Raw genomic sequence first — 25929 nt, 5'->3', positions numbered from 1 at the left:
ATTGCGCATTCCAGCAGCGATGCCGTTGATGCTGCGCAGCAGTGGGCTGAGCCACGTTTGACGCTCTTCTTCCGAGAGTTTGGGATCGCGGAAGCGTTTCAACAGCGAAAGCTGAATGTGTCCCATCGGGTCAAGGTACGGCGCACGGCGTTGCAGTGACAGTTCCAGTGTGGGGTTGTCGGATAACAGGGCGTTGTTTTCGCTGATTTCGGTGATCTGCTGCATGGTGCGTTGGTACTCGTCGCGGATCATGGCGTAGATGCCCATGGCCTGTTCGCGGTTTTCACACAACTCTACATACTCTTCTGCAATGCGCATGTCCGCTTTCATCAGCGCCATCTGGGTATTACTGACCAGTGCTTGGAAGTAAGGCCACTCTCGGTACATGCTGCGCAGATTCTCCAGATTACCGGGAGACGAGTTGCGCCAGCTCTCCAGAGCGGTGCCGATGCCGTACCAAGCGGGGATCGTGTGGCGCGCTTGCGCCCAACTGAAGACCCAGGCGATGGCACGAATGGAGTATTTGGAACGATCCGCCTTGCTGCGATGTGAGGGGCGTGAGCCGATGTTCATCAACGCAATTTCATTCGCTGGCGTGGCTTCATAGAAATAGTCCATAAAACCAGGCACATCTTCGGTCAAGGTGCGGTAGTGCTGCTCGCCGATGGGGGTGAGCTCTTGCATAAAGGCGCTGCAATTACCGCTGGTGGCCGTCACCGGTTTAATCAGACAGAGGCTGGCTTTCATCAAGCCGGTCACGCCCATGTTCAGCTCATAAATGGCCGTTTCGGAGTTGCTGTATTTGCTCGACAGCACCTCACCTTGCTCGGTGAATTTGATCTGGCCGTGAACCGTATCCGCCGGTTGGGATAAAATGGCTTGATGGGTTGGGCCGCCGCCGCGACCGATGGTGCCACCGCGACCGTGGAACATGCGGCACTCAACACTGCGTTGGCGGGTCAGTTCGATGACCTTCTGCTGGGCGCGGTAGAGGTTCCAGCTGGAAGCCAAGATGCCGCCGTCTTTGCAGGAATCAGAATAACCGAGCATCACTTCTTGCTGATTGCCGGAGCATTTTAGCAGTTGAGCGTAAACGGGATTGTCGAGCAGAGCGTTAAGCACTTCGGAGATGTGACCGAGATCTTCGATGGTTTCAAACAGCGGCCCCACTCGCAGATGACAGAACCATTCGTTGTCTTTTTTGCCTACCAAACCGGTCAAGCTGGCAAGCCAAATCACTTCCATGATGTGGGAGGCGGTGTGGGTCATGGAGATGATGTAATCGCCAAAGGCGTTGGGGCTGATCTCTTTACGCATCTGGCTCATGACGCGCAACACATCCATGGTTTCAAGGGTGTGTTCACTCAAGTCGTCGGCAGAGGTATCAAGGCTGACGGGGTTTTCCAGTAGAGACTGCAAGGTTGCCATCCGTGCTTCTTCATTTAGCGCATCGTAGTCGATGGCTGCAGGCAGACGTTTGCACAGCTCACTGACCGCCGAGCTGTGGCGGGTGGATTCTTGGCGAATGTCCAACTGCATCAAGTAGAAACCAAAGGTTTCTACCAGTCGGATCAGATCTAACAATTGGCTGTTGGCGACCATCGAATCGCCGTGGGAGATCAGAGAGTCACGGATTAGGTTCAAATCGGCGAGAAATTGGCTCTCATTTTGGTAGGCGTGTTCTGATTTTGCAGCGGGATCGTCCGTTTCCAGTGCGTGTTGCACACCGTGCAAATTGAATTGGATGCGGTGCGCCATGCTGCGCAGTTTGAGGCGATACGGCTCGTGTTGGTAACGTGCGGCACGATCATCAAAACAGGCTTCATGCAGTTGAGCATCGGCTTCTTGTGCCTGCTGAAACGCCGCTGATGGTGTGATCATGGTGCGGGTGTGGGTCAACTGATGGGAGAGTTGATCCAACTGCTCCAAATACTCTTCAAGAATGGTTTCGCTTTGCATCCGCAGCGCCAAGCGGGTGGTGGCGGGTTTAACAAAGGGGTTGCCATCACGGTCGCCGCCGATCCAAGAGCCGAAGTGTAAATAGTTAGGCAGCTTGATCTGTTCCGCTACGGCATCACCGTAGGTGCGTTTGATCGCTTTTTGCAGGTAGCGGTAACTTTCGGGGATCGCTTCAAACAGGCTTTCTTTAAAATAGAACAGACCGTTTTTGATCTCGTCGCGTACTTGCAGGCGGTTGACGCGCACTTCATCGGTGCGCCACAAGACTTGAATCAGGCTTTTCAGCTTGGCGCTGACATCGTCGCGCTGTTCTTGACCCAACGGCTGTTCTAGCTCGTAGGCGGTGGTGAAGATGTTGCGCAACACGCTCATCACAGCACGGCGTTTGGACTCCGTGGGGTGAGCGGTGATGACGGGGGTGTAGCTGAGTTTGTTGAGCAGCTGTTGCAGTTGCTCTGGGGTAACGCCGTCATTAAAAAATTCGCGCAGGGTGTGATCAAAAGAGCCTTCCCAGAGTGTGCGGCCACGGCGTACTTCAACGCGACGGCGACGATGCAAATTGCTCTCTTCGGCAATGTTGACCAGACTGAAATAAATGCCAAAGGCGCGGGTGACTTCACTCAACGTGTCGCTGTCGAGTTGGGCGATGTAGGCCATTAATTCAGCGCGTTGTTCCGCATTTTCTTGCTCACGCAGAGCTAAAAAGCCCTTGCGAAGGGTTTCAACGGCGTTGTAAACATCGCTGCCTGCGTGTTCGTTGAGCACTTCACCGAGCAAAATGCCGAAGAGTTTGACGCGTGAACGTAATTTTTTGTCGTGTACCGAAGTGGAAGCCATACTGTTCGTTTCACCTTTTTTTATCTGCGCTCACCCAATCGAGTAGAACCGTGCTGTTCACTCCGGCGGCTTATTCCTTAAGGGCGCGTATCATATCGGCTTTTGCACGCAGCCGCATCTATTCTGACTTTTTTACCGCGATCAATTTTATTTTTCGCTGTGTTGTTTGAGGTAGTCGAGTACCAGCTTGGTAAACAGCGCTGGTTTTTCGATGTGGGGCCAGTGTCCGGCGTTGTCGATGGTTTTGGCTTGCGCTTTGGGAAACCAGCGCAGCACTTGAGCGGTGTCGTCGAGTTGAATGTAGTCGGAACGGCTGCCGCGAATAAACAGGCACGCTTGAGGGTAACTTTGGCCGCCGTTGGGTGCGGCAGCGATGTCGTGTTGCTGCTTTTTCAGGGCTTTGAGGTTCATGCGCCACTGGTAGTGGCCATTGTTATCTCGTTGTAGATTTTTGAGCAAAAACAGGCGTACGTCTCGTTGTGGAATGTGTTGGGCTAATGTGGCATCGGCTTCACGCCGAGAACGAATTTTATCGATTTTAAGTGCCGCAAGGGCTTGAATGGTCTCGTCATGATGGGTGGGGTAGACCTTGGGGGCAATGTCCACCACGATTAGGGATTTAAGTCGTTCAGGGTGGTTGAGGGCGATCTGCATCGCCACCTTGCCGCCCATCGAGTGGCCGATCAGATGCACACTGGGTAAATCATGTTGATCCATAAAGTGCAACACATCGGCGGCCATGAGGCTGTAATTGATCTCGTCGCTGTGCGGGGATCGGCCGTGGTTGCGCAGATCAGGGGTGTAAAGGGTGAAGTTGCGCGCCAGCAGTTTGGCTTGTGACAACCAGTTTTCATGGGAGCCAAACAGGCCGTGTAAAATAATAACGGCTTCGCCATGACCTTGTTTCTGAAAATGCAGTGTGATTGGCACGGTCTGTTTTACTGTCTCGGTTGTTTGGTTGTCTGTCTGACAGGGATTATTAATCCATGCAACCCATTTAAATCGGATCAAGCTCGGTTGCACTCTGTTCTGTCTCACAGAGGCATTCCATCTGCATGCTGCTGGCGGTGTTTTCGATGGTGGCCAGACAGGCAGAGGTGCGTTTTTTGGGAATGGCGACAGAGATGCGAATCAGGTAGTGATCCATGTCCGCCTGCGGAAAACTTTTGGTGTTGAGGTGGACGATGTTGGCCTCAAACTCCGCAAACACTTCGGTGAGCCGTGTTACCAGTCCGGGTTGGTCGCGCCCTTGGAGGGTGATCTGATGGCTGATGTGAGCGGAGCTGCTGGGGCGAGCCAAGGCGTAGGGGGTGATGCTGATTTTCGCCTCATTCAGCTGTGGCAGGTGTTGCAGTTGAGTGTGTAAGGTTTCGGCGCTGAGCGTTTCCGGCAGAGTGCAGACAGCGGTGAATTTAGCACCGCTGCCCAAAATGGAAAAGTTACTGTCGCCGATATTGAGGTCGAGATCAAAAAGGCAGCCGCTGATCGCAGAGATCAGGCCGGGACGGTCAGGACAAAAAAGAGAGATCAGATGTTCGCTCATGGTGACTCCTTTGGGGTTAGTTTTTGCCATTGCCCGAAGCGCGTTTCAAGATGCGATCCAAAAAACGCGCGGAGCTGATGCGTTTTAAACAGGCAAACAGGTAGGTAGGCACGGTGACGGGATAGCGTATTTTTGGGCGACGGCTCTCCAGTGCGTGAATGACTCTTTTTAGCACCGCCTCAGGTGGCAGCGTGAAGGGTGCAGCAGGGCCAGGTTTGTTCAGCCGTTTCAACATGGAGTGATAGTTGTCGGCGTGTGGGCTGTTAGGCGCGTCAATGTACTTTAAAAAAGCCAGCTGGGCATTGTGCCGAAAACGGCTCTCGATGGGGCCAGGTTCAATCAAGCTGACCTGAATGCCGCTGCCGTGCAGCTCCAGCCGCAGGGTATCGGTTAGCCCCTCTAGGGCGTATTTGCTGATGTTGTACGCGCCGCGATAGGGCATGGCGACAAAGCCGAGTACTGAGCTGTTTTGAATGATGCGACCTTCGCCGTGGTGGCGCATCTGCGGGATAATGAGGTTGGTCAACTCCAGCCAGCCGAGCAGATTGGTTTCCAGTTGGGCGCGCAACGTCTCTCGGCTGAGGTCTTCAATGGCACCCGGTTGGCCGTACGCACCGTTATTGAACAGGGCAAACAGTTTGCCATTGCAGCGCTGTAACACCTCGTTGACGGTGTTTTGAATGGAGTCTGAATTGTCCAGATCCAGTTGCAGAGCCTCTAGCTGCTCTTCTGTCTGGAGGCGTTTTACGTCTTCTGCATTGCGGACGGTGGCAAAGACGCGGTAACCGCGCTGTTGTAGGCCTTTGGCGACGCAGAGGCCGATGCCGCTGGAGCAGCCGGTGATTAAAATGGCTTTTTGTGCAGAGTCCATATTGGGGCTTTTTATCGTGGTAGTGGGAATGATTGTACGCCGATTGGACTGCGAAACAATTGCCAATTTGACTCTAAATCCGTAAGATCAGCGCCCCTAACCATCCGCTCCTTTTATCGGCTTTTTTTGAGCCATTACCGTTCAGGATTAATACCATGCGTAGTCACTATTGTGGTGAGGTTGATGCCTCATTGTTGGATCAAGAGGTTGAATTGAGTGGCTGGGTTAACCGTCGCCGCGACCACGGCGGGGTGATCTTTATTGATCTGCGTGACCGCGAAGGGGTGGTGCAGGTGGTGTTTGACCCCGACCGAGTAGAGAATTTTCGCATCGCGGAAGAGGTGCGCAGTGAGTTTGTCTTGCGCATCAAAGGCCGTGTGCGTCGTCGCCCAGAAGGCACGGAAAATTCCGACATGCGTACCGGCGAGGTGGAGATGTTGGGTTTAGAGATCGAAATTCTCAACCGCGCTGAAACCCCGCCGTTCCAGTTGGACGATGACAACATTAACGAGGAGCTGCGTTTGCGCTACCGTTACATTGATCTGCGCCGTACCGAGATGCAGCAGCGGATGCGTTTGCGCGCCAACGTCACTCGTCAGGTACGGGCTTATTTGGATGGCGAAGGTTTCTTGGACATTGAAACGCCGATGTTGACCAAAGCGACCCCCGAAGGGGCGCGGGATTATTTGGTGCCAAGCCGCACCCATCCGGGTGATTTTTTTGCGTTGCCGCAATCACCGCAGCTCTTCAAGCAACTGCTGATGATGTCGGGCATGGATCGTTATTATCAGGTGGTGCGTTGTTTTCGTGATGAAGATCTGCGTGCCGACCGTCAACCGGAGTTCACTCAGCTCGACGTTGAGACCTCTTTTATGGATGAGACGCAGATCATGGGCATGATGGAGACCATGATTCGTAATCTGTTTGCCGATGAGCTGGATGTGGCGTTGCCGGAGACTTTTCCGCACATCACCTACGCCGAATCCATGCAGCGTTACGGCAATGATCGCCCTGATCTGCGCATTGATCTGGAGCTGGTGACGGTCTCGGATTTGATGGCGGAGGTGGATTTCAAGGTCTTTTCCGCACCAGCCAACAGCGATGACGGTCGGGTGGCGGTGTTGCGTGTTCCGGGTGGCAACGCTTTGAGCCGTAAAAAGATTGATGCCTACACCAAATACGTCGGTCGTTACGGTGCAAAAGGTTTGGCTTACATCAAGTGCAATGAAATTGCTGCCGGTCGTGAGGGCTTACAGTCACCGATTGTGAAGTTTTTGCCTGATGAGGTCTTGAGCGCGATTATTGAACGTTGCGGCGCGCAGGACGGCGATCTTCTTTTCTTTGGCGCGGATAAAACCAAGGTGGTAAACGAGTCTTTGGGCGCGCTGCGGGTCAAGGTGGCGCAGGATTTGGGTCTGGTGGCCGAGGGCTGGAAACCGGTCTGGGTGGTGGATTTCCCCATGTTCGATTACGATGAAAAAGCCGGTCGCTGGAATGCATTGCATCACCCCTTTACTGCGCCTTCTGGTGACGTTGAAGCGATGAAAAACGATCCTGGAACGGCCTTGTCTCGTGCTTACGATATGGTTTTGAACGGCAGCGAAATTGGTGGTGGTTCGATCCGTATTCACGACAGTGCGATGCAGCAGGCGGTGTTTGGCATTTTAGGCATTGAGGATGAAGAGGCGCAGGATAAGTTTGGTTTCTTGTTGGAAGCGTTGAAATACGGTTGTCCTCCTCACGGCGGCATGGCTTTTGGTCTGGATCGTCTGATCATGTTGATGAGCGGTGCCAGCTCAATCCGAGACGTGATGGCCTTCCCGAAAACGCAAACGGCCAGTTGTCCCTTGACCAGTGCACCGGCCAGTGTGCCGTTGCAGCAGTTGGCGGATCTGCACATTCGGGTGCGTAAACCGCAAGCGGAGAGTTGATGTAAGATTCTGGGTTTGTTGTTTTAAAGATGCCACCCTTGCGGTGGTGTTTTTATGCCTAAATGTGCGATATTGATCAATTATTGCGAGCGGTTTGACGTGCTAAAATGCAGTTTCGAGTCTGTGTGGGGTGGTAGATATGGCATTATCAGAGTTGGAACAACAAGACATTCCCTCTGAAGCGGCTTTGCTCGCTGGAGCAGCCCATGATCTGGGTAATCACATTGCTGCGATTCAGGGTTTTAGTGAGCTGCTGTTGATGCCTGATCTTGATCTGGATCACCGTCGCAATTTCTCTGAAAAAATAAATCAACTCAGTATTGAGCTGTTGCAGCAATTTCGTAATTTGGTGGATTATTCGAAAATAGCCTCTACTGGTTTAGTGCTGGATCTCTCGACGGTGTTCATGGATCAAGTGATCAATGAACGCCTGCTGAGTTTTGAAAAACGGGCGCAGAAAAAAAACATTTTTTTAAATTCCAGTTCTTCGTTTCAGCTGTCGTTGCAGCTGGATCTTGTGCGTATGCGACTGGTGGTCGATCAACTGCTGAGCAATGCGATTAAATTTTCCCCCTGTAGCAGTCGAATTGATGTGCGTTTATTCACAACCTCAGAGGAGGTTGTTTTTTCTGTGCAGGATCAGGGTGAAGGCATATCTAAGGAAGAACAAGCTCAGCTGTTTTCTACCTTGCATTGTCTGAGTACAAAGCCGACTGAGGGTGAGTTTGGTTTGGGGTTGGGTTTGGCGCTGACGAAACAGATTGTGATGGCTCACAATGGAGTGATTAATGTCCGCAGTGAACTTGCTGAGGGGGCTTGTTTTAGTGTTGTTTTGCCACGTCATAATGCTTGAGTTTTCAACGCCTTTCGTTAAGTATTCCTTTCCATGAAAACATTATTATCCATAGGTTTTTTTTGTTTTCTGCTGTTTAGTTGTTCACTTCTAGCTGATGAAGCTGATATTAAAATTGGTGTGTTGAGCCATCGCGGTGAGGCAGCAACTCGTGCTACTTGGTCGCCGACTGCGGATTATTTGACTCACGCTATTAAGGGTTATCGTTTTGAGATTGTGCCACTGAATTTTTCTCAAGTGGATCCGGCGGTGGCCAGTGGTACTGTGGATTTTGTCTTGGTCAACCCAGGTATTTATGTCAATTTGGAAGTGCGCTACCGGGTTTCACGCATTGCCACTTTGAATAATCAAGGCAGTGGGGTGCCTTATAATGTCTTTGGTGGGGTGATTTTCACCCGAGCTGATCGTGAGGATATTAAGCGGCTTTCTGACTTGGTTGGCAAGCGTTTAATGGCGGTGGATAAGACCTCTTTGGGTGGGTTTCAGATGGCTTGGCGTGAGCTGCAACAGCAGGGGATTAACCCCTATCAGGATCTGGCTGAGGTTCGTTTTGCCGGTATTCATGATCGAGTGGTGCAGGCGGTGCTGGCGGGTGAGGTTGATGTGGGTACGGTGCGTACGGATATTTTAGAGAGAATGGCGGCGGACGGTTTGATTCAACTGGATCAATTTCGAATCATTCATTCACAACATCACGAACATTTTCTCTATGTTCACAGCAGCAGCCTCTATCCTGAATGGCCTTTTAGTAAGGTAAATCACACCTCAGCTGAGTTGGCGCAGCGGGTGGCGCTGGCGTTGTTGAACATGCCTTTGGGGCACCGTGCCAGCCAAACAGGACACTACACCGGCTGGACGTTTCCACTCAATTATCAGCCGGTACACGATCTCTTTAAAGAGTTGCACTTGGCACCTTACGATTCTATGGGGAAATTTACCATTTGGGATGCGGTGCGCCAATATTGGCATTGGTTGCTTATCGGTCTCCTGTTTTTGCTCTTTATGGTGGTGATGATCCTGTGGGTGCTGCGTCTGAATCGTGCTCTGAAAGTGGCGCAATCACGGTTACAACATCAACACGAGTTGATTCTTGATTCGGTCAGTGACGGTATTTATGGGGTCGATTTAGAGGGTAATTCAACCTTTTTAAATCGGGCCATGGAGCGCATTACCGGCTGGAACGCTGAGGACTTGATTGGCAAAAACCAGCATCAAATCTTGCATCACACTCATGCGGATGGGAGTCATTTTCCAGATGATGAATGCCCTGTTTATCAGACCTATAAAGACAATCAACCGCGTTTTATTGCCGACGATACGTTTTGGAAAAAAGATGGCAGCTGTTTTTCTGTTGAGTACAGCAGTACCCCACTCAAAGATGAGCAGGGTAAAACCGTGGGCAGCGTGGTGGTATTTCGGGACATCAGTCTGCGCAAAGGGGTAGAGGCAGAGCTGCGCCAACATCAACAGGAGTTGGCTCATGTGGCGCGTTTGAGCACCATGGGGGAGATGGTTTCGGGTATTGCTCATGAGATTAACCAACCATTGACGGCCATTGCCACCAATGCGCAGGCCTTGATTCGTTGTGTGGAGTCTGGGCAAACAGGGTTAGAACAATTTGTCGATGTGATGGAGCGAATTGTTAATCAAGCGACTCATGCCGGTGAGGTGATTCGAGAGCTGCGTAGTTTTGTGCGCAAAGAACCGCCACAATTGCTCTTAATTGATTTGTCTCAGGTGGTGCGAGAAGCGACACTGCTTTTCTCTACTGAAATTCATCAAGCGGGGATTAAGTTGGAGTTGCAGTTAGGTGCCGTGGCCTTGATCAATGCCCAGCGGATTCAAATTGAGCAGGTGATATTGAACCTTGCGCGTAATGCCATTGAGGCGATGTCGGATGAATTGTTGGAAAACAAACGGCTGCTGATTCGGGTGAGAATGAGAAATTCTCAACAGGTCGAATTGTCGGTTCGAGACAGCGGTCCTGGTTTGAGTCACCTTATTGAGGGGCAGTTGTTTGATCCTTTTGTGACCACCAAAGAGAAGGGTATGGGCTTGGGTTTGTCGATCAGTCACAGTATTATCGAGCACCACGGTGGCACGCTCTCTGTGGTGAGTCATACCGAGGGCGTTACTTTTGTTGTTATCTTGCCGATTGCGGAGTTGGAAAAAGGTGAAAAAGAATGAGTGAGCCTACGGTATTCATTGTGGATGATGACTGTGAGGTACGAGCAGCTTTGCAGTTGTTGATGGGTTCTATCGGTTTGCAGACGGCTGTGTTTGAGTCTGCGCTGCACTACTTGGATCAGTTTGATCCTCGTCAAGCAGGGTGTTTGGTTCTGGATATTCGGATGCCAGGAATGAGTGGTTTGGAGTTGCAATCGATTTTGAATGCAAAACCCTTGCACCCTCCCATTGTTATGGTGACCGGTCACGGTGATGTGCCGATGGCGGTGCGAGCGGTGAAAGCCGGTGCTTTGGATTTTATTGAAAAGCCCTTCAGTGATCAGTTGTTATTGGACAGCGTTCATCGTGCCATTGAAAAGGATGCCCAGCAGCGTGGTGAGGCGTCTCGTTTGGCAGAAATCAGTGAGCGCTTGATACGTTTGACCCCAAGAGAGAGTCAGGTGTTGGAGCATGTGGTTGCCGGTTTGCGTAATAAAGTGATTGCGGTGGAGTTAAAGGTAAGCCTTTCTACCGTGGAGGCGCATCGAGCACGGGTGATGGAAAAAATGGAAGTAAAATCGCTCTCGGAGCTGATGCGCATCATGCTTTCGTTGCAGCGAAACTAAGGCAAACCATAGGAAGAACAGCTGTTTTTGCTAATTTCATTGTTGACTCACTGTTTGGATAATGGGGCGACATCCTGAGAATTTTGTAGTAGTGTAAGTCCGGTTCTGCGATGGAGTGTGGTTGTCAAAATTAAGTAAGTAGTCAAAATATCCTGGAGGAGAGAAGCACATGTCAATGAGTAAATCCACGTCTTTGATGCGAAAGACTCTGTTAGCTGCGGCTTCGGTGGCGCTGTTGGGAACATCCCAATTGGCGTTGGCTGATGAAGATGGCAAAGAGTTGGCCTTTACCCGTAAAAAGGGTAATTGCCTTGCCTGTCATATGATTTCGGGTGGTACCAATGCCGGTAATATTGGCCCAGCCTTAATAGCTATGAAAGCGCGTTTCCCTAAAAGAGAAGTGTTAAAAGCACAAATTTGGGACGCTACGGTTAAAAACCCTGAATCTCCAATGCCTCCTTTTGGTAAGCATAAAATCTTGAACGACAAAGAGCTTGATGCTGTTGTTGATTTTATCTGGAACCTGTAACCCAGTCGTCATACTGAAATTATAGAGTGAAGAGATTTTTATGAAACGAATATTAACAGCTGTGGTTGCAATGGCTCTACCATTGGCCATGATGAGCAGCGCTATAGCCAGCCCTGAAGGTGATACAAGTACAATCCGTGGTTATTTTGCCAAAAAATTTCCTAAAGTGGAGTTGAATGATTTTGGTAATGGCGTTTACGCTATTGATAAAGTCAGTCGTGAAAGTTGGGAAGCGATTGAAGAATTTCCTCCTTACGAGACTTTCATTGATGCAGGTGAAGAGATGTGGAACACAGCCTTTGCCAATGGTAAAGGTTATAAAGATTGTTTTGCTGATGGGCCAGGCGTAGCACATAAATATCCTCATTGGGATAAAGAGAAGGGCATGGTGATGACCTTGCCCTTGGCGATTAATAATTGCCTGAAAGCCAATGGTGAAAAACCGTTGAAATACGCTAAGGGATCAATCAACGACATACTTTCTTTTATGACCTACAATTCTCGTGGTAATAAAACCAATGTTATGATTCCCAGTGATGATCCGCGTGCAATGGCGGCCTACGAAGAGGGTAAACAGTTCTATTTTGCTCGTCGTGGCCAACTGAATTTCTCGTGTGCTTCATGCCACATGCAAAATTCGGGTAACTACATCCGTTCCGATATTTTGAGTCCTGCTTTGGGTCACACCACCGGCTTTCCTGTTTACCGTTCTAAATGGGGTACGGTGGGTACCTTGCATCGTCGTTTCAAAGGCTGTAACAAACAGGTTCGAGCGAAACCGTTTAAACCACAAGGTCAAGAGTATCGTAACTTGGAATATTTCCTGACCTACATGAGCAACGGTTTGGAGCTGAATGGCCCCAGTGCGCGTAAATAACCCAAAGATCAAATAGGTGGATAAGATAATGAAGGCAAAATTAATCAGTACCCTGTTTGCTGGGTTGTTGTTGGTGACCCCGTTTGTTGCTGTGAACGCAGGTGACGATGATAAACATCATGGTGATGATGATGGTGCTTTGAAAAAAGCAGTAGCAGAGGCGACTGCGGCAAAGAAAAAAGCCGCTTCAGTGGGTGGTGAATGGCGCGACATTGGTAAGTTTCTTAAGAAAGCCAAAAAAGCCGCTAAAAAAGGCAAAATGAAAAAAGCCATGAAGTTGGCGAAAAAAGCCAAATGGCAAGGCGAAGAGGGCTATAAACAGGCGATGGCACAAAAAGATGTGGGGCTGCCTGCTTATTTGAAGTAAGTTCTGTGCTGTTCGTTTGTTTAAATGGGTCGGTTTTTAACCGGCCTTTTTTTGTGTCGTGGCATAGTAAATCTATCTACACACCAGCCAGATGTTCCGACATTGGGTTTGGGGTTATACTGATATGCTCTATTAAATATTTGGTTTGCATTAACGGTTATTTGCGTTGAATTCATTTAAAAAAACAAACAACAACCGCTTCGATGTGGTCATTATCGGAGCCGGTGCCGCTGGTCTGATGTGCGCCATCGAAGCGGGCAAGCGCGGGCGGCGGGTGCTGGTGCTGGACAAAGCCAAAAAAGCCGGTCGTAAGATTTTGATCTCCGGTGGCGGTAAAAGCAATTTTACCAATCTGGACGTGACTCCCGAAAACTACCTCTCAGATAACCCGCATTTTTGTAAATCGGCACTGGCGCGTTACAGCCAGTGGGATTTTATGGCGCTGATGGAGGAGTATCAGCTCAGTTGGGAGGAGCGTGAACACGGTCAGCTCTTTTGTGAGCAGGGCGCGGGTGCGATTGTTGATCTGCTGCTGAACGAATGCGCTGAGGTGGGGGTGACGCTGATCTGCCATGCCGAGATTGAAGCGATTCAAAAACCGCAGCAATTTGAGGTTCGCAGTTCCGTAGGGCGTTTTGTCGCTGAAAGGCTGGTGATCGCTACAGGTGGGCCCTCTATTCCAAAAATGGGTGCGACGGATTTTGGTGTTCGCATCGCCAAACAGTTTGGCCTGAAAAGCCTGCCCTTTAAACCGGCTTTGGTGCCTTTTACCTTCCCTCAAGAGATTCTAAAACGCTATTTCACCGAACTGTCGGGCATCTCCTTGCCGGTGCAGATCGGCTGTAACGGCCACTTTTTTCGTGAACAGATGTTGATCACTCACCGTGGTGTCAGTGGGCCGGTGGTGTTGCAGATATCCTCCTATTGGCACAAAGGCGATTGCATTGAAGTGAATCTGTTGCCGGATCTGGATGCGGAAGTCTGGCTACTGGAGCAGCAGCGCCAGCAGCCAAAAAAAGAGCTGAAAACCGTTTTGGCTGAGGTGCTACCCAAACGGCTGGTGCAGCGCCTCTGTCTGCATGATTTCAGCTCCAAACCGCTGTGCCAATACGATGGGGCTTCTGTGCTGAACATAGCCCAATTGCTCAACGGCTGGCCGCTCTGGCCGTCGGGCACTGAGGGGATGCGTACCGCTGAGGTGGCCAGTGGTGGGGTGGTCTGTGATGAACTCTCTTCTAAGACCTTGGAGGCAAAAAAGGTGGCGGGGCTGTTTTTTGTCGGCGAGACGGTGGATGTGACTGGCCATTTGGGGGGATTTAATTTCCAATGGGCGTGGGCTTCTGGCTGGTCTGCTGGGCAGGTGGCCTGAAAATATGTTACCGTGGCGCGTTTTCCGTAGCGGTTATTTAGTCACTTATTTAAGAAGGGGAGCAGCATGTCTCTGGAAGCATCAGAGGTGAAAAAAATTGCCCATTTGGCTCGTATAGCCATTCGTGAAGAGGATGTGGCGGGCTATGCCGAGAGCATCTCCAGCATCTTGGGTTTGGTCGAGCAGATGGATGCGGTGGACACCTCCGGCGTGGAGCCGATGGCACACCCTCAAGAGGCGGTGCAACGTCTGCGTGAGGATGTGGTTAGCGAGTCAAATCAGCGCGAAAAATTGCAAGCCAATGCGCCCGCTGTGGAAGCGGGTCTCTTCTTGGTACCTCAAGTTATCGAATAAGCCCTTCACCGTGTCGTTCCCTGGTCGGTCTCTTTGAGGCTGCGCCAGTCTGACCGTGGATTCAAACCGAATGCAGGATCATTATGCACAATAAGACCATTGCTGAACTGTCCGCTGCGCTGGCCTCGGGAGAGGTGAGCAGCGTTGCGTTGACCGAACATTTTTTGGCGCGCATCAAGCGCCTTGACCCCGAGCTGAACAGCTTTGTTACCGTCACCGCCGAGCAAGCGTTGGCCGATGCCGCCGCCGCCGATGCCGCCCGTGCCGAAGGCAGCGCAGGGCCGTTGACCGGCGTGCCGTTTGCCCACAAAGACATCTTTTGCACCGAGGGGGTGAAAACCGCCTGCGGCTCTAAGATGTTGGATAATTTCATTTCGCCTTACGATGCCGCTGTGGTCTCGAAGATGAAGGCCGCAGGCATGGTGATGTTGGGTAAAACCAACATGGACGAGTTCGCGATGGGTTCGAGCAACGAAACCAGCTTCTACGGGCCGGTGAAAAACCCGTGGGATAAAGAGCGTGTTCCGGGCGGTTCTTCTGGGGGTTCGGCAGCGGCGGTGGCAGCGCGTTTGGCACCGATGGCCACCGGCACCGATACCGGCGGCTCGATTCGTCAGCCCGCCAGCTTGTGTGGCATCACCGGTTTGAAACCCACCTACGGGCGGGTTTCTCGTTACGGCATGATCGCTTTTGCTTCGAGCTTGGATCAAGCGGGGCCGATGGCACGCAGTGCCGAAGATTGCGCCTTGATGTTGCAGTTGATGGCCGGTTTTGATGAGCGCGACTCCACTTCGCTGGAAAATGAAGTGCCGGATTACAGTCAAGATTTAAATAATTCTCTTGAGGGGCTGCGTATCGGTCTGCCAAAAGAGTATTTTGGTGAGGGGCTGGATCCCGAGGTCGCCAAAGTGATCGAGACGGCCATCGAAGGCTACAAGGCGCTGGGTGCAACGGTGAAAGAGATCTCCTTGCCCAACACTCATTTGGCGGTGCCGGTTTATTATGTGGTGGCTCCGGCGGAGTGTTCGTCTAACTTGTCACGCATGGATGGGGTGCGTTTTGGCCATCGTTGTGAGAATCCGAAAAATCTTGATGATCTTTATAGCCGTTCTCGCGGTGAAGGTTTTGGCGAGGAGGTCAAGCGCCGCATACTGATTGGGGCGTACGCGCTCTCTGCCGGTTATTACGACGCGTATTACATCAAAGCGCAGCAAATTCGCCACTTGATCAGCGACGATTTTAAAGCGGCCTTTAAAGAGGTGGATGTGATTATGGGGGCCAACGGCACCCACCACTGCTTTTAAAGTCGGTGAGAAGAGCAAAGATCCGATCTCCATGTATCTGTCGGACATCTACACCATCGCCACCAATTTGGCCGGTTTGCCAGGGATGTCGATCCCTGCGGGTTTTGCTCAGCAGATGCCCGTGGGTTTGCAGTTGATTGGCAACTATTTTGATGAAGCGCGCCTGTTGAACATCGCCCACCGTTTCCAACAAGAGACGACGTGGCACCAACAGACTCCGACCGGAATTGAGTGAGGTAGAGAGTATGCAGTGGGAAACAGTAATCGGCCTTGAGATTCACGCTCAACTGGCCACCAAAACAAAAATTTTCTCTGGCGCGGCTACCGCTTACGGTGCTGAACCCAACACCCAAGCCTGTGCGGTGGATCTGGGTCTGCCCGGGGTGTTGCCGGTGCTGAACAAAGAGACGGTACGCATGGCGGTTAAGTTTGGTGTTGCCATCGGTGCCAAGCTGGACAGCCGTTCGGTGTTTGCGCGTAAAAACTACTTCTACCCCGATCTGCCCAAGGGCTATCAGATTTCGCAGATGGATCTGCCCATCGTCGGCGTGGGTGAGTTGCAAATTGAGCTGGAGGGGGAGAGCAAAACCATCGGCATCACCCGCGCTCATCTGGAAGAGGATGCGGGTAAATCCCTGCACGACGATTTTCACGGTCAGTCGGGCATTGATTTGAACCGCGCCGGTACGCCGTTGCTGGAGATTGTCTCGGAGCCGGATCTGCGTTCCGCTAAAGAGGCGGTGGTTTACGCGAAAAAGATTCACTCTTTGGTGCGTTATTTGGAAATTTGCGACGGCAACATGCAGGAAGGCTCTTTCCGCTGTGATGCGAATGTCTCTGTGCGCCCTGTGGGGCAGAAAGAGTACGGCACCCGCGCTGAGGTGAAAAACGTCAACTCGTTCCGCTTCTTGGAGCGGGCGATCAACTTCGAGGTGGAGCGCCAAATTGATCTGATTGAATCCGGTGGCACGGTGGCGCAAGAGACCCGCCTTTACGATGCGAATAAAAACGAAACCCGCTCCATGCGCAGCAAAGAAGAAGCGAACGATTATCGTTACTTCCCCGACCCCGACTTGCTGCCGGTGGTGATCGAGGACAGCTTTATCGAAGCGGTGCGTGCCGATTTGCCGGAGCTGCCCGATGAGAAAAAAGCCCGTTTTATCGAGGAATTTTCTCTGTCGGCCTACGATGCCGGCGTGCTCACCGCCAGTCGTGAGTTGGCGGCCTATTATGAAGAGGTCAACGCCGTCTGTGGCGAGCCAAAATTGGCGGTCAACTGGGTGATGGGCGATCTTTCCGGCCTGCTGAACAAAGAGGGCAAAGAGATCGGCGAAAGCCCCGTTTCGGCGCAGATGCTCGGTGGCATGTTGCAGCGCATCGTGGATAAGACCATTTCCGGTAAAATCGCCAAAGAGGTCTTTGAAGCGATCTGGAACGGTGAGGGCAGTGCCGATGAGATCATTGCCAAAAAAGGTCTGAAACAGATCACCGACAGCGGTGCCATCGAAGGCATTATTGATGAGGTGATTGCCAATAACCCGAATCAATTGGCGCAGTACCGTGACGGCAAAGAGAAGCTGATGGGCTTTTTTGTTGGTCAGGTGATGAAAGCCTCCAAAGGCAAAGCCAATCCTGGGCAGGTGAATCAGCTCTTAAAATCCAAGCTGAAAGGGTGAGTGGCGATGCACGACGGAGATAAATTGCACCGCTTTACCCTTGATGGCTCGGCGGTGCGCGGTGAATTGGTGCAGTTGGATGAGAGTTGGCAGGGGTTGTTGGCGCGTGCCGATTATCCGCTCAATTTAAAGCGGCTGTTGGGGGAGGCGTTGGCGGCTACGGCGTTGATGGCCGCGACCCTCAAAATGAGTGGCGGCGGTTTGACTCTGCAGGTCAGTGGGGGTGACGGGCCGGTTTCGTTGCTGGTGATTCAAGCCAAGGCCGATGGTGGTCTGCGGGGCATGGCTAAGTGGCGCGATGAGGTACCGGAGGCGTCGCTGGATAAACTGTTTGGCGCGCAGGCACAGATGGTGATGACCATTGATCCCGGTGAGGGACAAGAGCAGTACCAAGGGGTGGTGGAGTTGCAGGGGCAAGGATTGGCAGACGCGCTGCAAACTTATTTTATCCGTTCAGAACAGTTGCCCACTCGTTTTTGGCTGTGTGCCGATGAGGAGGGGGTGGCGGGTCTGCTGTTGCAGCGCTTGGCGGGAGCCGACGCAGAGGATGAGAGCTGGCAGCGTGCCGTTCATCTGGCGGCGACGGTGAAGCCGGTGGAGTTGTTGCAATTGCCTGCGGTGGAGGTGTTGCATCGCCTTTTTCATGAGGAGGAGGTGCGTCTGTTTGAGCCGCAAGCGCAGCGGTTTGCGTGCAGTTGTTCGCAGCAGCGCAGTGAAAATATGTTGCGTTCTTTGGGTTTGAATGAGCTGCGTCAACTGCTGCTGCAAGAGCCGGAGGTGGCGATCACCTGTGAGTTTTGCAGTGCCCGTTATGCCTTTGATGTGGTGGACGTTGAGGCGTTGTTCAGTGACAGTCATGAAGGCGATTTGAGTCACCATTGAGGCCGCTCAAGCTGAGTTTCTGCTGATTTTTGGAGTCTTATTATGCGTGTTAATAAACGCGTTCTGCTGGTGTTGCTCGGTTTGAACGTGCTGCTTTCGGCTTGTTCTGTTGAAGCACCTAAATTGATTAATACACATCTTTACAAAGGGGATGTGACGCAGGCGGAACGCTTCATTGAGGCGCAGATAAAACGCTGTTGGTTGAATAACGCTGACTTTGATGCGGTGCTGGAGAAAACCACCAACTCTGAGCGCCGAGAGGCGAGCTTTCGTCTGAGCCGTGTGGCATCGGAAGCGGCATTTTTGATTCTGAATCTGGCCGGTAATACGGCTTCGACTGCAATGGTTGAGGTCAATGAAGGTGATTATTCGACCTTCAAACGCTTGGGTCTGGCGGAGGATGTGGAGCGTTGGGTGCTGATGGATTATTCGTGTTAGATTTTGCTTGGCTGATGTTATTTTGAAAACGGTTAATCATTCCCTTTATCAAGGCAAGATTATTGGCTTGCTTTAGAGCAAATCCCCCTCAATCCCCCTTTGTCAAAGTGGGAAGCCCAAGCACTGACTTCAGAGCAAGCTTCAAACAACACGATCTGGTTTTCCCTCTTCAATCGAAGAGGAGTTAGGGGAGATTTATTTTTTGCACGTCATTCTCGCCTGCGCGAGAATGACGTGCGTAACATCAGTTAATAACGCGAGGGCAGGGTAGCCACCTCTTTCAAGCGCCAGCCGGAGGTGGATTTAGACGCTTCAATTTTACTCTCGATCTTGTCATCCAGTTTGGAGAGAAAATCCAAGCCGGTGCGTTTTTCAATCTCATCAATGCTGCTGGTGAATTTGGCCAGTGATTCGTTGCCTTTGACCTTCTGCGGCATAATAAAACTCAACACTTTGGGCGCATCGCCTTTTTTCTTCGCCGGTCTTATGTAGATTTTGTAAAAGGCATCGGGGATCTCCACGCCCGATTTCAGCTTGGTGATCTTATCGTCAAAAATCGGTCCGGTGATCACCCACATGTCCTTAAACCACTTGGCAAATTTGTTTGCTTCCACATCTTCCAACCGCTGCCACAACTTTTGGTTCAGCTTGGGTTTTTGTGGGGTGATGTTGGTCATCACAAAGGTGTCGAGCTGGCCTTTTCTGCCGTACAGATTGGAGATGGCGTAGTTAGGTGCCATGTGACCACGGTCGTAACCGCTGTGCAGGTAGTCGTTGTGTTTTACACGGCGCAGGCTGCGCTCATCCACTTTGAAGCCAGAAGGGCGTTTGAGCTTTTTGCTTTTACGAATCGGGGTGAGGTGGTAAGTAACCCAGAGTGGGTTTTGTCGCCATTCAGAGTAGCCGACCATAAAACCTTCACTGCGGAAGTTGCGCGTGAAGGTATTAAGAGAGAAGGATTCTGCTTTGGGAACCCCGGCATAGGACATTGATCCCTGTTGCAGATGATCGAGGCCGAAGTAGCCGCCACCGCCGCCGATGAGCAGCGTCAAGAAGCCGCCTTTGCTGCCAAATAATTTTTTTATCAGGGGTAAAATGAGCCGTAAAAGTTGTGGATTCATGCAAAATTCCAGTGGTTGATGATTGTTTTGCTCTTAAGAGCGCAAAGCGACCACAGTTTATGTGCTGCATCGCATGGGGTAAAGCTTAAGATTGTATTAATATTTCTATCTGTAGTTTGATGGGGGGTTGGTTTTTGTGTTTTGAGTGATTGATTAAGGGGACAAACGGCAAAACATTAGAAATATGTTAGCTGACTTCACTTATTCTAGCGCAACTTAATTTAATTCTTATTTAAGGGTGTCTGTTGTGATGGAATGGAAACGTTGGCTGAATTTGGGGTACGGTTTTTTAAGAATTGGAATGCTGTCTTCTTTGTTTCTAATGCCGTCGGCATATGCGGGCAATACCTACATTACCTTTGCGGACAACTTAGCTCAAGACGGGGTGACTCCTATTCCTGATGGTGATCTGGTTTTTACCAGTAACGCCCAAGGCAATGGAGGACAACCGGTGGTGAACGCCTTGGCGGTACCCTTTGGCATTCAGCAAGCAGGGCCGATTGAATTCAATATCAACGTTACTGGGGCTTTGCCACAGCGGACGGCCTATTTAACCCTCACCGCCTTTGATGTGGACGAAGATGACCCTGCTTTCCCTGCCTTTCCTGAATTGGATACGGTGACCTTTAACGGAGTGCCGCTAGGAACAGCAGTGCCAACGGGGTTTGTGGACAGAGCTAATTTGCCCATCAATCAAGGCAGCTATCTGACCGGTTTTAACGCCAGTTACAGCACCAGTGTGTTTCAGATCCCGTTGGCCAGCGTGGTGGCGGGCAATAACACCGTGGTAATTCACCCTTCTATGGTAAAAAACTCTACTTGGGCGGTGATCGTTACCGCTGGGCAATTGGTGATTGATGGCGGTGCTGGTGCGCAGGGGCAGCTTACGGCTTTGAATGTGGTTAGTGCCAATACGGCAGTACCTAACGTTGATCTTCAAGTTCAGACCAGCCTAAACATTGTGCAGGCGGGTAATTATTTGTTGGAATATTCGGTGATTGATCCCAATGGCAATTCGCCAATGGTGATCAATCTTCCTTTTGTGGCAGCAGCCAATACGATTATCAACCGCCCTATTGATCTGGTTAGCTTTCCTTTTAATGCCGCTTTGGCAGGAAACTACACCGTCTATGCTCAGCTCTTCTATGTGGGAGCCGGTACGATTGTGCCGGTGGGGGTGCCTTTTCAGCAGTCCTTGAGTTTGTTGGCCTTTCGTCCTCTGGACAGCGATGCCGATGGCCTGAAAGACACAGATGAGGTGGTTTTAGGCACCGATCCACACAACGCCGACAGCGATGGCGATGGGGTGCAAGATGGCGTTGAAGTAGGCTTGACCTACCCAGCCTTGGCGGCCATCGACAGCGATAACGACGGAGCTTATTGATGCGCTGGAGTCGGACATTCTCGATGACGACGGTGATCTGTTCAGTAACCAACAAGACAGCGCCAACGCCGATCCTTGTTTGCCAAACCCGCTTAGCAATGTGTGTTTGGCCTTGACCGATGCCGATGGCGATGGTCTCAGCAACGCGCAAGAAGCAACCTTGGGAACCGACCCTAATGTGGCCGACAGTGACGGCGATGGCATCGATGACGGGGTGGAAGTGGGTGCCAATCTCGCCAGCCCGATTGATACCGATGGCGATGGAATCATTGATGCGTTGGAGTCCAATAGTACGGATACGGATGGCGATGGTGTTAACGATCAATTAGACCCCGCCAATAACGATGCCTGTAATCCCGACAGCACCATTGGTGTTTGTGATGCCGATGGTGATGGTTTGAGTAACGCCCAAGAGGCGCAAGCGGGAACAGATGCAAACATTGCCGACAGCGACGGCGATGGCGTTCTTGATGGTGCCGAGGTGGGGGCTGATGTGGCCAAGCCAACAGACACCGACAAGGATGGAATCATTGATGCCTTGGAGTCCAATGTTATCGACACAGATGGTGACGGTGTGGTGGATCAACTCGATCCGGCCAACAATGACGTGTGCAACCCTGACAGTACGCGTAGGCATGCCTGTGATGCCGATGGCGATGGCTTGACTAATACGCAAGAGGCGCAAGCGGGAACGGATCCTAATTTGGCCGACAGTGACGGCGATGGCATTAACGACGGTGTGGAAGTGGGTGCCAATCCTGCCAGCCCGATTGATACAGATAATGATGGCATTATTGACGCGCTGGAGTCGAACATTACGGACACCGACAACGACGGTGTGGTGGATCAACTGGATGCGAATAATAACAACGCCTGTCTGCCCTCCAATTTAGTCTCCGCCTGTGACAGCGATGGCGATGGCCTCAGCGACGGTTTTGAGATCAGCATAGGCAGCAACCCTAACGTGGCCGACAGCGACGGCGACGGTATTAACGACGGTGTTGAAGTGGGAGCCAATCACGCCACACCACTGGACAGCGACGGTGACGGCGTTATTGATGCCTTAGAGTCTAATACAAACGATGCCGATGGTGACGGCGTGGTGGATCAGCTGGATAGCAATAACAACAACGTCTGTCTGCCTTCTAATTTAGTGGCTGCTTGTGACAGTGATGGTGATGGCATCAGCGATGGTTTGGAGATCAGCTTGGGCAGCAACCCGAATAACAACGACACCGACGGTGATGGCATTGCCGATAATCTTGAAATCGGCACGGGTCTTACGCCCGACCGATACGGACGGCGATGGTATTGCCGATGTGGCGGAATCCGACCTGATCGACAGCGACGGTGATGGCGTCAGTGATCAAAATGACCCAAATAATAACAACGCTTGCCTGCCAAGCGACAGCGCAGCGGCCTGTGACAGCGATGGCGATGGCCTCAGCGATGGGATTGAACGTCAATTAGGCACCGATCCGAATAACGCTGACAGCGATGGCGACGGAATGAGTGATTTTATTGAAGTGGGTCTGATCGGTTCGCCTGGCAATATTGATGGTGATCAGCGCATCAGTGCCTTGGAGTCCTCTTTATTGGACAGTGACGGTGATGGCTTGAGTGATCAAGCGGATCTGGCTAACTTGGATCCTTGTCGGCCCAGTCTTGAGAACAATGCGTGTCTGCGAGCCAGCAGTTTGGATACCGCTGTGTTTGGCGCGGGCAGTCAAAACACCCTATTTTTATTGTTGTTGAGTGGCTTAATGATGGGGCGTTCTAGGTGGACTAAATAACCCCTTATTGGGCAGGGTGTGGTTCTGATGTTGAGCCGCATGATTCTTGATGTCGATTAAACTTCTGATTACTGTGCCAAGGATGGATGTCGTGAATATAGAAAAAATATGGATTCGAGCTGATTTTTATCTAAAAATTGTGGCTATTTTTATATTCACTTTTTTTATTCAGCCCGTTTATGCAGGATCGACTTACCTTACCTTTGTTGATAATTTAGGCCAAGGTGGTTTACCCGTAGCTGATAATGATCTGGGTGTTGCGGTGGTAAACCCACTAAATGTACCTACGGCAACTCAGCAGAAAGGACCTGTTGAATTTAATATTAATGTCACGGGTGCGCTACCTCAGCAGTCGGTTTATTTAACCCTTACTGCTTTTGATGTGGATGAAGATAATCCTGCCTTTCCGGCATTTCCAGAGTTGGATACAGTCGAGTTTAATGGTGTGCCTTTGGGTGGCGCGATTAATACCGCCTTTTTTACTGCTGCGGGGCTGCCAATTAAACAGGGCAGTTATCTGACGGGCATTAATGGTGTTAACAGTACCAGTGTTTTTAAATTGCCATTGGCCAGTGTGGTGGCGGGTAATAACACGGTGGTCATCAATCCTTCCGTTGTAAATAATTCGACTTGGGCTGTGATCGTTTATGGTGGTCATTTGGTGATTGATGGCGGCGCAGGTGCGCAGGGGCAGATCACAGCTTTTGATGTTATTAGTGCGAATCCAGCAGGGGCTAACCTGAACCTGCAGGTACAGACTGCGTTTAATATTATACAAGCAGGCAATTACGAGCTGGAGTATTCGGTCATTGATCCCAATGGCAATTCACCTATGGTGGTTAATATTCCTTTTACTCTGCCTGCCAACTCTGTTTTTACCCGTCTGGTTGATACGCTGCCCTTTCCTTATAACGCGGCCTTAACAGGCAACTATACGATTTATGCTCAACTTTTTTATCTGAGTGGTACGGTAACAGTACCGGTTGGAGTGCCCTTTCAGCAGTCGTTAAACCCATTATTATTTCGTCCACTGGACAGCGATGCAGACGGTCTGAAAGACACGGATGAAGTGGTTTTAGGCACCGATCCACACAACGCCGACAGTGATGGCGATGGTATTCAAGACGGCGTTGAAGTGGGGTTGACCTACCCTACCGTAGCGGCTCTTGATACCGATGGCACGGGAGGCATTGATGCGCTGGAGTCGAATATTATTGATACGGACGCTGATGGATTTATGAATCATGAGGATTCGGATAATCTAGATTCTTGTATTCCCAACGCACTCAGTACTGCCTGTTTGGCCTTGACCGATACCGACGGCGATGGTCTCAGCAACGCGCAAGAAGCGGCTTTGGGAACGAACCCTAATGTGGCCGACAGTGACGCTGATGGCATTGATGACGGTGCGGAAGTGGGTGCCAATTACCCCACTGTGGCGGCTCTGGACGGCGACGGCGATGGAGTTATTGATGCGCTGGATTCCAATCTTTTGGACAGCGATGGCGATGGTGTTAACGATCAATTAGACCCCGCCAATAACGACGCTTGTAATCCTGACAATACCATTGGTGTCTGTGATGCCGATGCTGATGGCCTGACAAACGCCCAAGAGGCGCAGGCGGGAACAGATGTAAACATCGCCGACAGCGATGGTGATGGAGTGAATGATGGCGTTGAAGTGGGTGTGGATGCCGCTAATCCAACGGACAGCGACGGCGATGGCCTTATCGACGCTTTGGAGTCCAGCTTGAACGATGCAGATGGCGATGGCATCAATGATCAATTAGACCCTGCCAATAACGACGTATGCAATCCTGACAATACCGTGGCTGCTTGTGATGTCGATGGCGATGGTCTGACAAACGCGCAAGAAGCTTTGGCGGGGACAAACCCGAATCTGGCCGACAGTGACGGCGATGGCATTAATGACGGTGTGGAAGTGGGTGCCAATCCTGCCAGCCCGATTGATACAGATAATGATGGCATTATTGATGCGCTGGAGTCGAATATTACGGACAGCGACAACGACGGTGTGGTGGATCAACTGGATAAAAATAATAACAACGCCTGTCTGCCCTCCAATTTAGTCTCCGCCTGTGACAGCGATGGCGATGGCCTCAGCGACGGTTTTGAGATCAGCATAGGCACCAACCCTAATCTGGCCGACAGCGACGGCGACGGTATTAACGACGGTGTTGAGGTGGGTGCTAACCAAGCGACTCCATTAGACAGCGACGGTGACGGCATTATTGATGCGCTGGAGTCCAATCTAAGCGACAGTGACGGCGATGGAGTGGTGAATGCTCTGGATGCCGACAGTAATAACCCCTGCTTACCTTCTAATTTGGTGGCCGCCTGTGACAGTGATGGTGATGGCATCAGCGATGGTCTAGAGATCAGTTTGGGCAGCAACCCGACCAACAACGACACCGACGGTGATGGCATTGCCGATAATCTTGAAATCGGTACCGGCTTGAGTCCAAGAGACACGGACGGCGATGGCATACCCGATGTGGCGGAGTCCGACCTGATCGACAGAGATGGCGATGGCATCAGCGATCAAAATGACCCAAATAATAACAACGCCTGTTTGCCGAGTAATTTGGTTGCGGCTTGTGACAGCGATGGCGATGGCCTCAGTGACGGGGTTGAACTTCAATTGGGTACCGATCCGAATAACGCTGACAGCGATGGCGACGGAATGAGTGATTTTATTGAAGTGGGTTTGATTGGTTCGCCGAGTAATGTCGATGGAGATCAACGCATCAGTGCTTTGGAGTCGTCGTTGTTGGACAGTGACGGTGATGGCCTGAATGATCAAGCGGATTCGGCCAATTTGGATCCCTGCCTGCCGAGCCTCGATAATAATGCGTGTCGTCAAGCCAGCAGTTTGGATACCGCTGTGTTTGGCGCGGGCAGTCAAAGTACGCTGTTTTTGTTGCTTTTGAGTGGTTTGTCCATTTGGCGCTTGAGAGAGGATCGTTAGATCCTATTCTTGTCTTTGAGTGGCTGGTTTTGATTCTTCATGAGTAAGACTCTTTAGAAA

At 51.2% G+C, this 25929-nt stretch carries 21 protein-coding genes and 1 pseudogene; 17 read left to right on the top strand and 5 right to left on the bottom strand.

Annotation, left to right across the window (positions count from 1 at the left end; translation table 11 throughout):
* The 4 genes from ppc to Q9O24_11360 form a co-directional block, all read right to left on the bottom strand.
* Positions 1 to 2796 (bottom strand): phosphoenolpyruvate carboxylase (gene ppc, locus Q9O24_11375; GenBank protein ID MDQ7075725.1); only part of this gene is annotated, 2796 nt, incomplete at its 3' end.
* A gap of 147 nt (positions 2797 to 2943) precedes the next feature.
* A complete protein-coding gene (locus Q9O24_11370; GenBank protein MDQ7075724.1) occupies positions 2944 to 3834 on the bottom strand; it encodes an alpha/beta fold hydrolase in 891 nt (296 codons plus the stop codon).
* On the bottom strand, positions 3794 to 4339 hold the full coding sequence (locus tag Q9O24_11365) for an ACT domain-containing protein (protein ID MDQ7075723.1): 546 nt from the start codon (positions 4337 to 4339) through the stop codon (positions 3794 to 3796). The genes Q9O24_11370 and Q9O24_11365 overlap by 41 nt, the downstream gene beginning before the upstream one ends.
* A gap of 16 nt (positions 4340 to 4355) precedes the next feature.
* Positions 4356 to 5210 (bottom strand): SDR family oxidoreductase, encoded by an 855-nt coding sequence (locus tag Q9O24_11360; GenBank protein ID MDQ7075722.1) that lies wholly within the window; start codon positions 5208 to 5210, stop codon positions 4356 to 4358.
* A gap of 155 nt (positions 5211 to 5365) precedes the next feature.
* Between Q9O24_11360 and aspS the strand changes: the two genes are divergently transcribed.
* The 13 genes and pseudogenes from aspS to Q9O24_11295 all read left to right on the top strand — a co-directional run bounded on the left by aspS (position 5366) and on the right by Q9O24_11295 (position 18582).
* Positions 5366 to 7141, top strand: a complete 1776-nt coding sequence (gene aspS, locus Q9O24_11355; protein ID MDQ7075721.1) for an aspartate--tRNA ligase — start codon at positions 5366 to 5368, stop codon at positions 7139 to 7141.
* Positions 7142 to 7280: 139 nt separating this feature from the next.
* A complete protein-coding gene (locus tag Q9O24_11350; protein MDQ7075720.1) occupies positions 7281 to 7994 on the top strand; it encodes a HAMP domain-containing sensor histidine kinase in 714 nt (237 codons plus the stop codon).
* A 33-nt stretch (positions 7995 to 8027) separates the two neighbouring features.
* On the top strand, positions 8028 to 10181 hold the full coding sequence (locus Q9O24_11345; GenBank protein MDQ7075719.1) for a PhnD/SsuA/transferrin family substrate-binding protein: 2154 nt from the start codon (positions 8028 to 8030) through the stop codon (positions 10179 to 10181).
* Positions 10178 to 10786 (top strand): response regulator, encoded by a 609-nt coding sequence (locus Q9O24_11340; protein MDQ7075718.1) that lies wholly within the window; start codon positions 10178 to 10180, stop codon positions 10784 to 10786. The genes Q9O24_11345 and Q9O24_11340 overlap by 4 nt, the downstream gene beginning before the upstream one ends.
* A 169-nt stretch (positions 10787 to 10955) precedes the next feature.
* Positions 10956 to 11315: a sulfur oxidation c-type cytochrome SoxX gene (gene soxX, locus Q9O24_11335; protein ID MDQ7075717.1), complete on the top strand. Its 360-nt coding sequence runs from the start codon at positions 10956 to 10958 to the stop codon at positions 11313 to 11315.
* Between the two features lie 40 nt (positions 11316 to 11355).
* Positions 11356 to 12192, top strand: a complete 837-nt coding sequence (soxA, locus tag Q9O24_11330; protein ID MDQ7075716.1) for a sulfur oxidation c-type cytochrome SoxA — start codon at positions 11356 to 11358, stop codon at positions 12190 to 12192.
* 28 nt (positions 12193 to 12220) lie between these two features.
* A complete protein-coding gene (locus tag Q9O24_11325) occupies positions 12221 to 12559 on the top strand; it encodes a SoxXA-binding protein (protein ID MDQ7075715.1) in 339 nt (112 codons plus the stop codon).
* A 166-nt stretch (positions 12560 to 12725) separates the two neighbouring features.
* Positions 12726 to 13928, top strand: a complete 1203-nt coding sequence (locus Q9O24_11320; protein ID MDQ7075714.1) for an NAD(P)/FAD-dependent oxidoreductase — start codon at positions 12726 to 12728, stop codon at positions 13926 to 13928.
* A gap of 66 nt (positions 13929 to 13994) precedes the next feature.
* Positions 13995 to 14282, top strand: coding sequence for an Asp-tRNA(Asn)/Glu-tRNA(Gln) amidotransferase subunit GatC (gene gatC / locus Q9O24_11315; protein ID MDQ7075713.1), 288 nt, complete (start codon positions 13995 to 13997; stop codon positions 14280 to 14282).
* 83 nt (positions 14283 to 14365) lie between these two features.
* Positions 14366 to 15821, top strand: a pseudogene (gene gatA / locus Q9O24_11310) (Asp-tRNA(Asn)/Glu-tRNA(Gln) amidotransferase subunit GatA).
* Positions 15822 to 15831: 10 nt separating this feature from the next.
* Entirely contained in the window at positions 15832 to 17262 is a 1431-nt protein-coding gene (gatB, locus tag Q9O24_11305) for an Asp-tRNA(Asn)/Glu-tRNA(Gln) amidotransferase subunit GatB (protein ID MDQ7075712.1), read from the top strand.
* Between the two features lie 6 nt (positions 17263 to 17268).
* A complete protein-coding gene (gene hslO / locus Q9O24_11300) occupies positions 17269 to 18144 on the top strand; it encodes an Hsp33 family molecular chaperone HslO (protein MDQ7075711.1) in 876 nt (291 codons plus the stop codon).
* 42 nt (positions 18145 to 18186) lie between these two features.
* The gene (locus tag Q9O24_11295; protein MDQ7075710.1) at positions 18187 to 18582 is read left to right on the top strand and encodes a hypothetical protein; all 396 of its coding nucleotides are present in this window, start codon (positions 18187 to 18189) and stop codon (positions 18580 to 18582) included.
* A gap of 248 nt (positions 18583 to 18830) precedes the next feature.
* On the opposite strand, the gene Q9O24_11290 is transcribed toward Q9O24_11295, so the two are convergent.
* On the bottom strand, positions 18831 to 19703 hold the full coding sequence (locus Q9O24_11290; protein ID MDQ7075709.1) for a DNA/RNA non-specific endonuclease: 873 nt from the start codon (positions 19701 to 19703) through the stop codon (positions 18831 to 18833).
* Positions 19704 to 19953: 250 nt separating this feature from the next.
* Between Q9O24_11290 and Q9O24_11285 the strand changes: the two genes are divergently transcribed.
* The 4 genes from Q9O24_11285 to Q9O24_11270 all read left to right on the top strand — a co-directional run bounded on the left by Q9O24_11285 (position 19954) and on the right by Q9O24_11270 (position 25869).
* The gene (locus Q9O24_11285) at positions 19954 to 21087 is read left to right on the top strand and encodes a hypothetical protein (protein ID MDQ7075708.1); all 1134 of its coding nucleotides are present in this window, start codon (positions 19954 to 19956) and stop codon (positions 21085 to 21087) included.
* A gap of 79 nt (positions 21088 to 21166) precedes the next feature.
* Entirely contained in the window at positions 21167 to 22441 is a 1275-nt protein-coding gene (locus tag Q9O24_11280) for a hypothetical protein (GenBank protein MDQ7075707.1), read from the top strand.
* Positions 22350 to 22880: a hypothetical protein gene (locus Q9O24_11275; GenBank protein MDQ7075706.1), complete on the top strand. Its 531-nt coding sequence runs from the start codon at positions 22350 to 22352 to the stop codon at positions 22878 to 22880. Before Q9O24_11280 ends, Q9O24_11275 begins: the two co-directional genes overlap by 92 nt.
* 91 nt (positions 22881 to 22971) lie before the next feature.
* Positions 22972 to 25869, top strand: coding sequence for a hypothetical protein (locus tag Q9O24_11270; protein MDQ7075705.1), 2898 nt, complete (start codon positions 22972 to 22974; stop codon positions 25867 to 25869).
* Positions 25870 to 25929: the final 60 nt, after the last annotated feature.

The sequence above is a fragment of the Gammaproteobacteria bacterium genome (genome assembly GCA_030949385.1).
GTDB lineage: Bacteria > Pseudomonadota > Gammaproteobacteria > JAUZRS01 > JAUZRS01 > JAUZRS01.
Note: the sequence above shows the minus strand (reverse complement) of the source record. Positions and strands in the feature narration are given on the sequence as shown.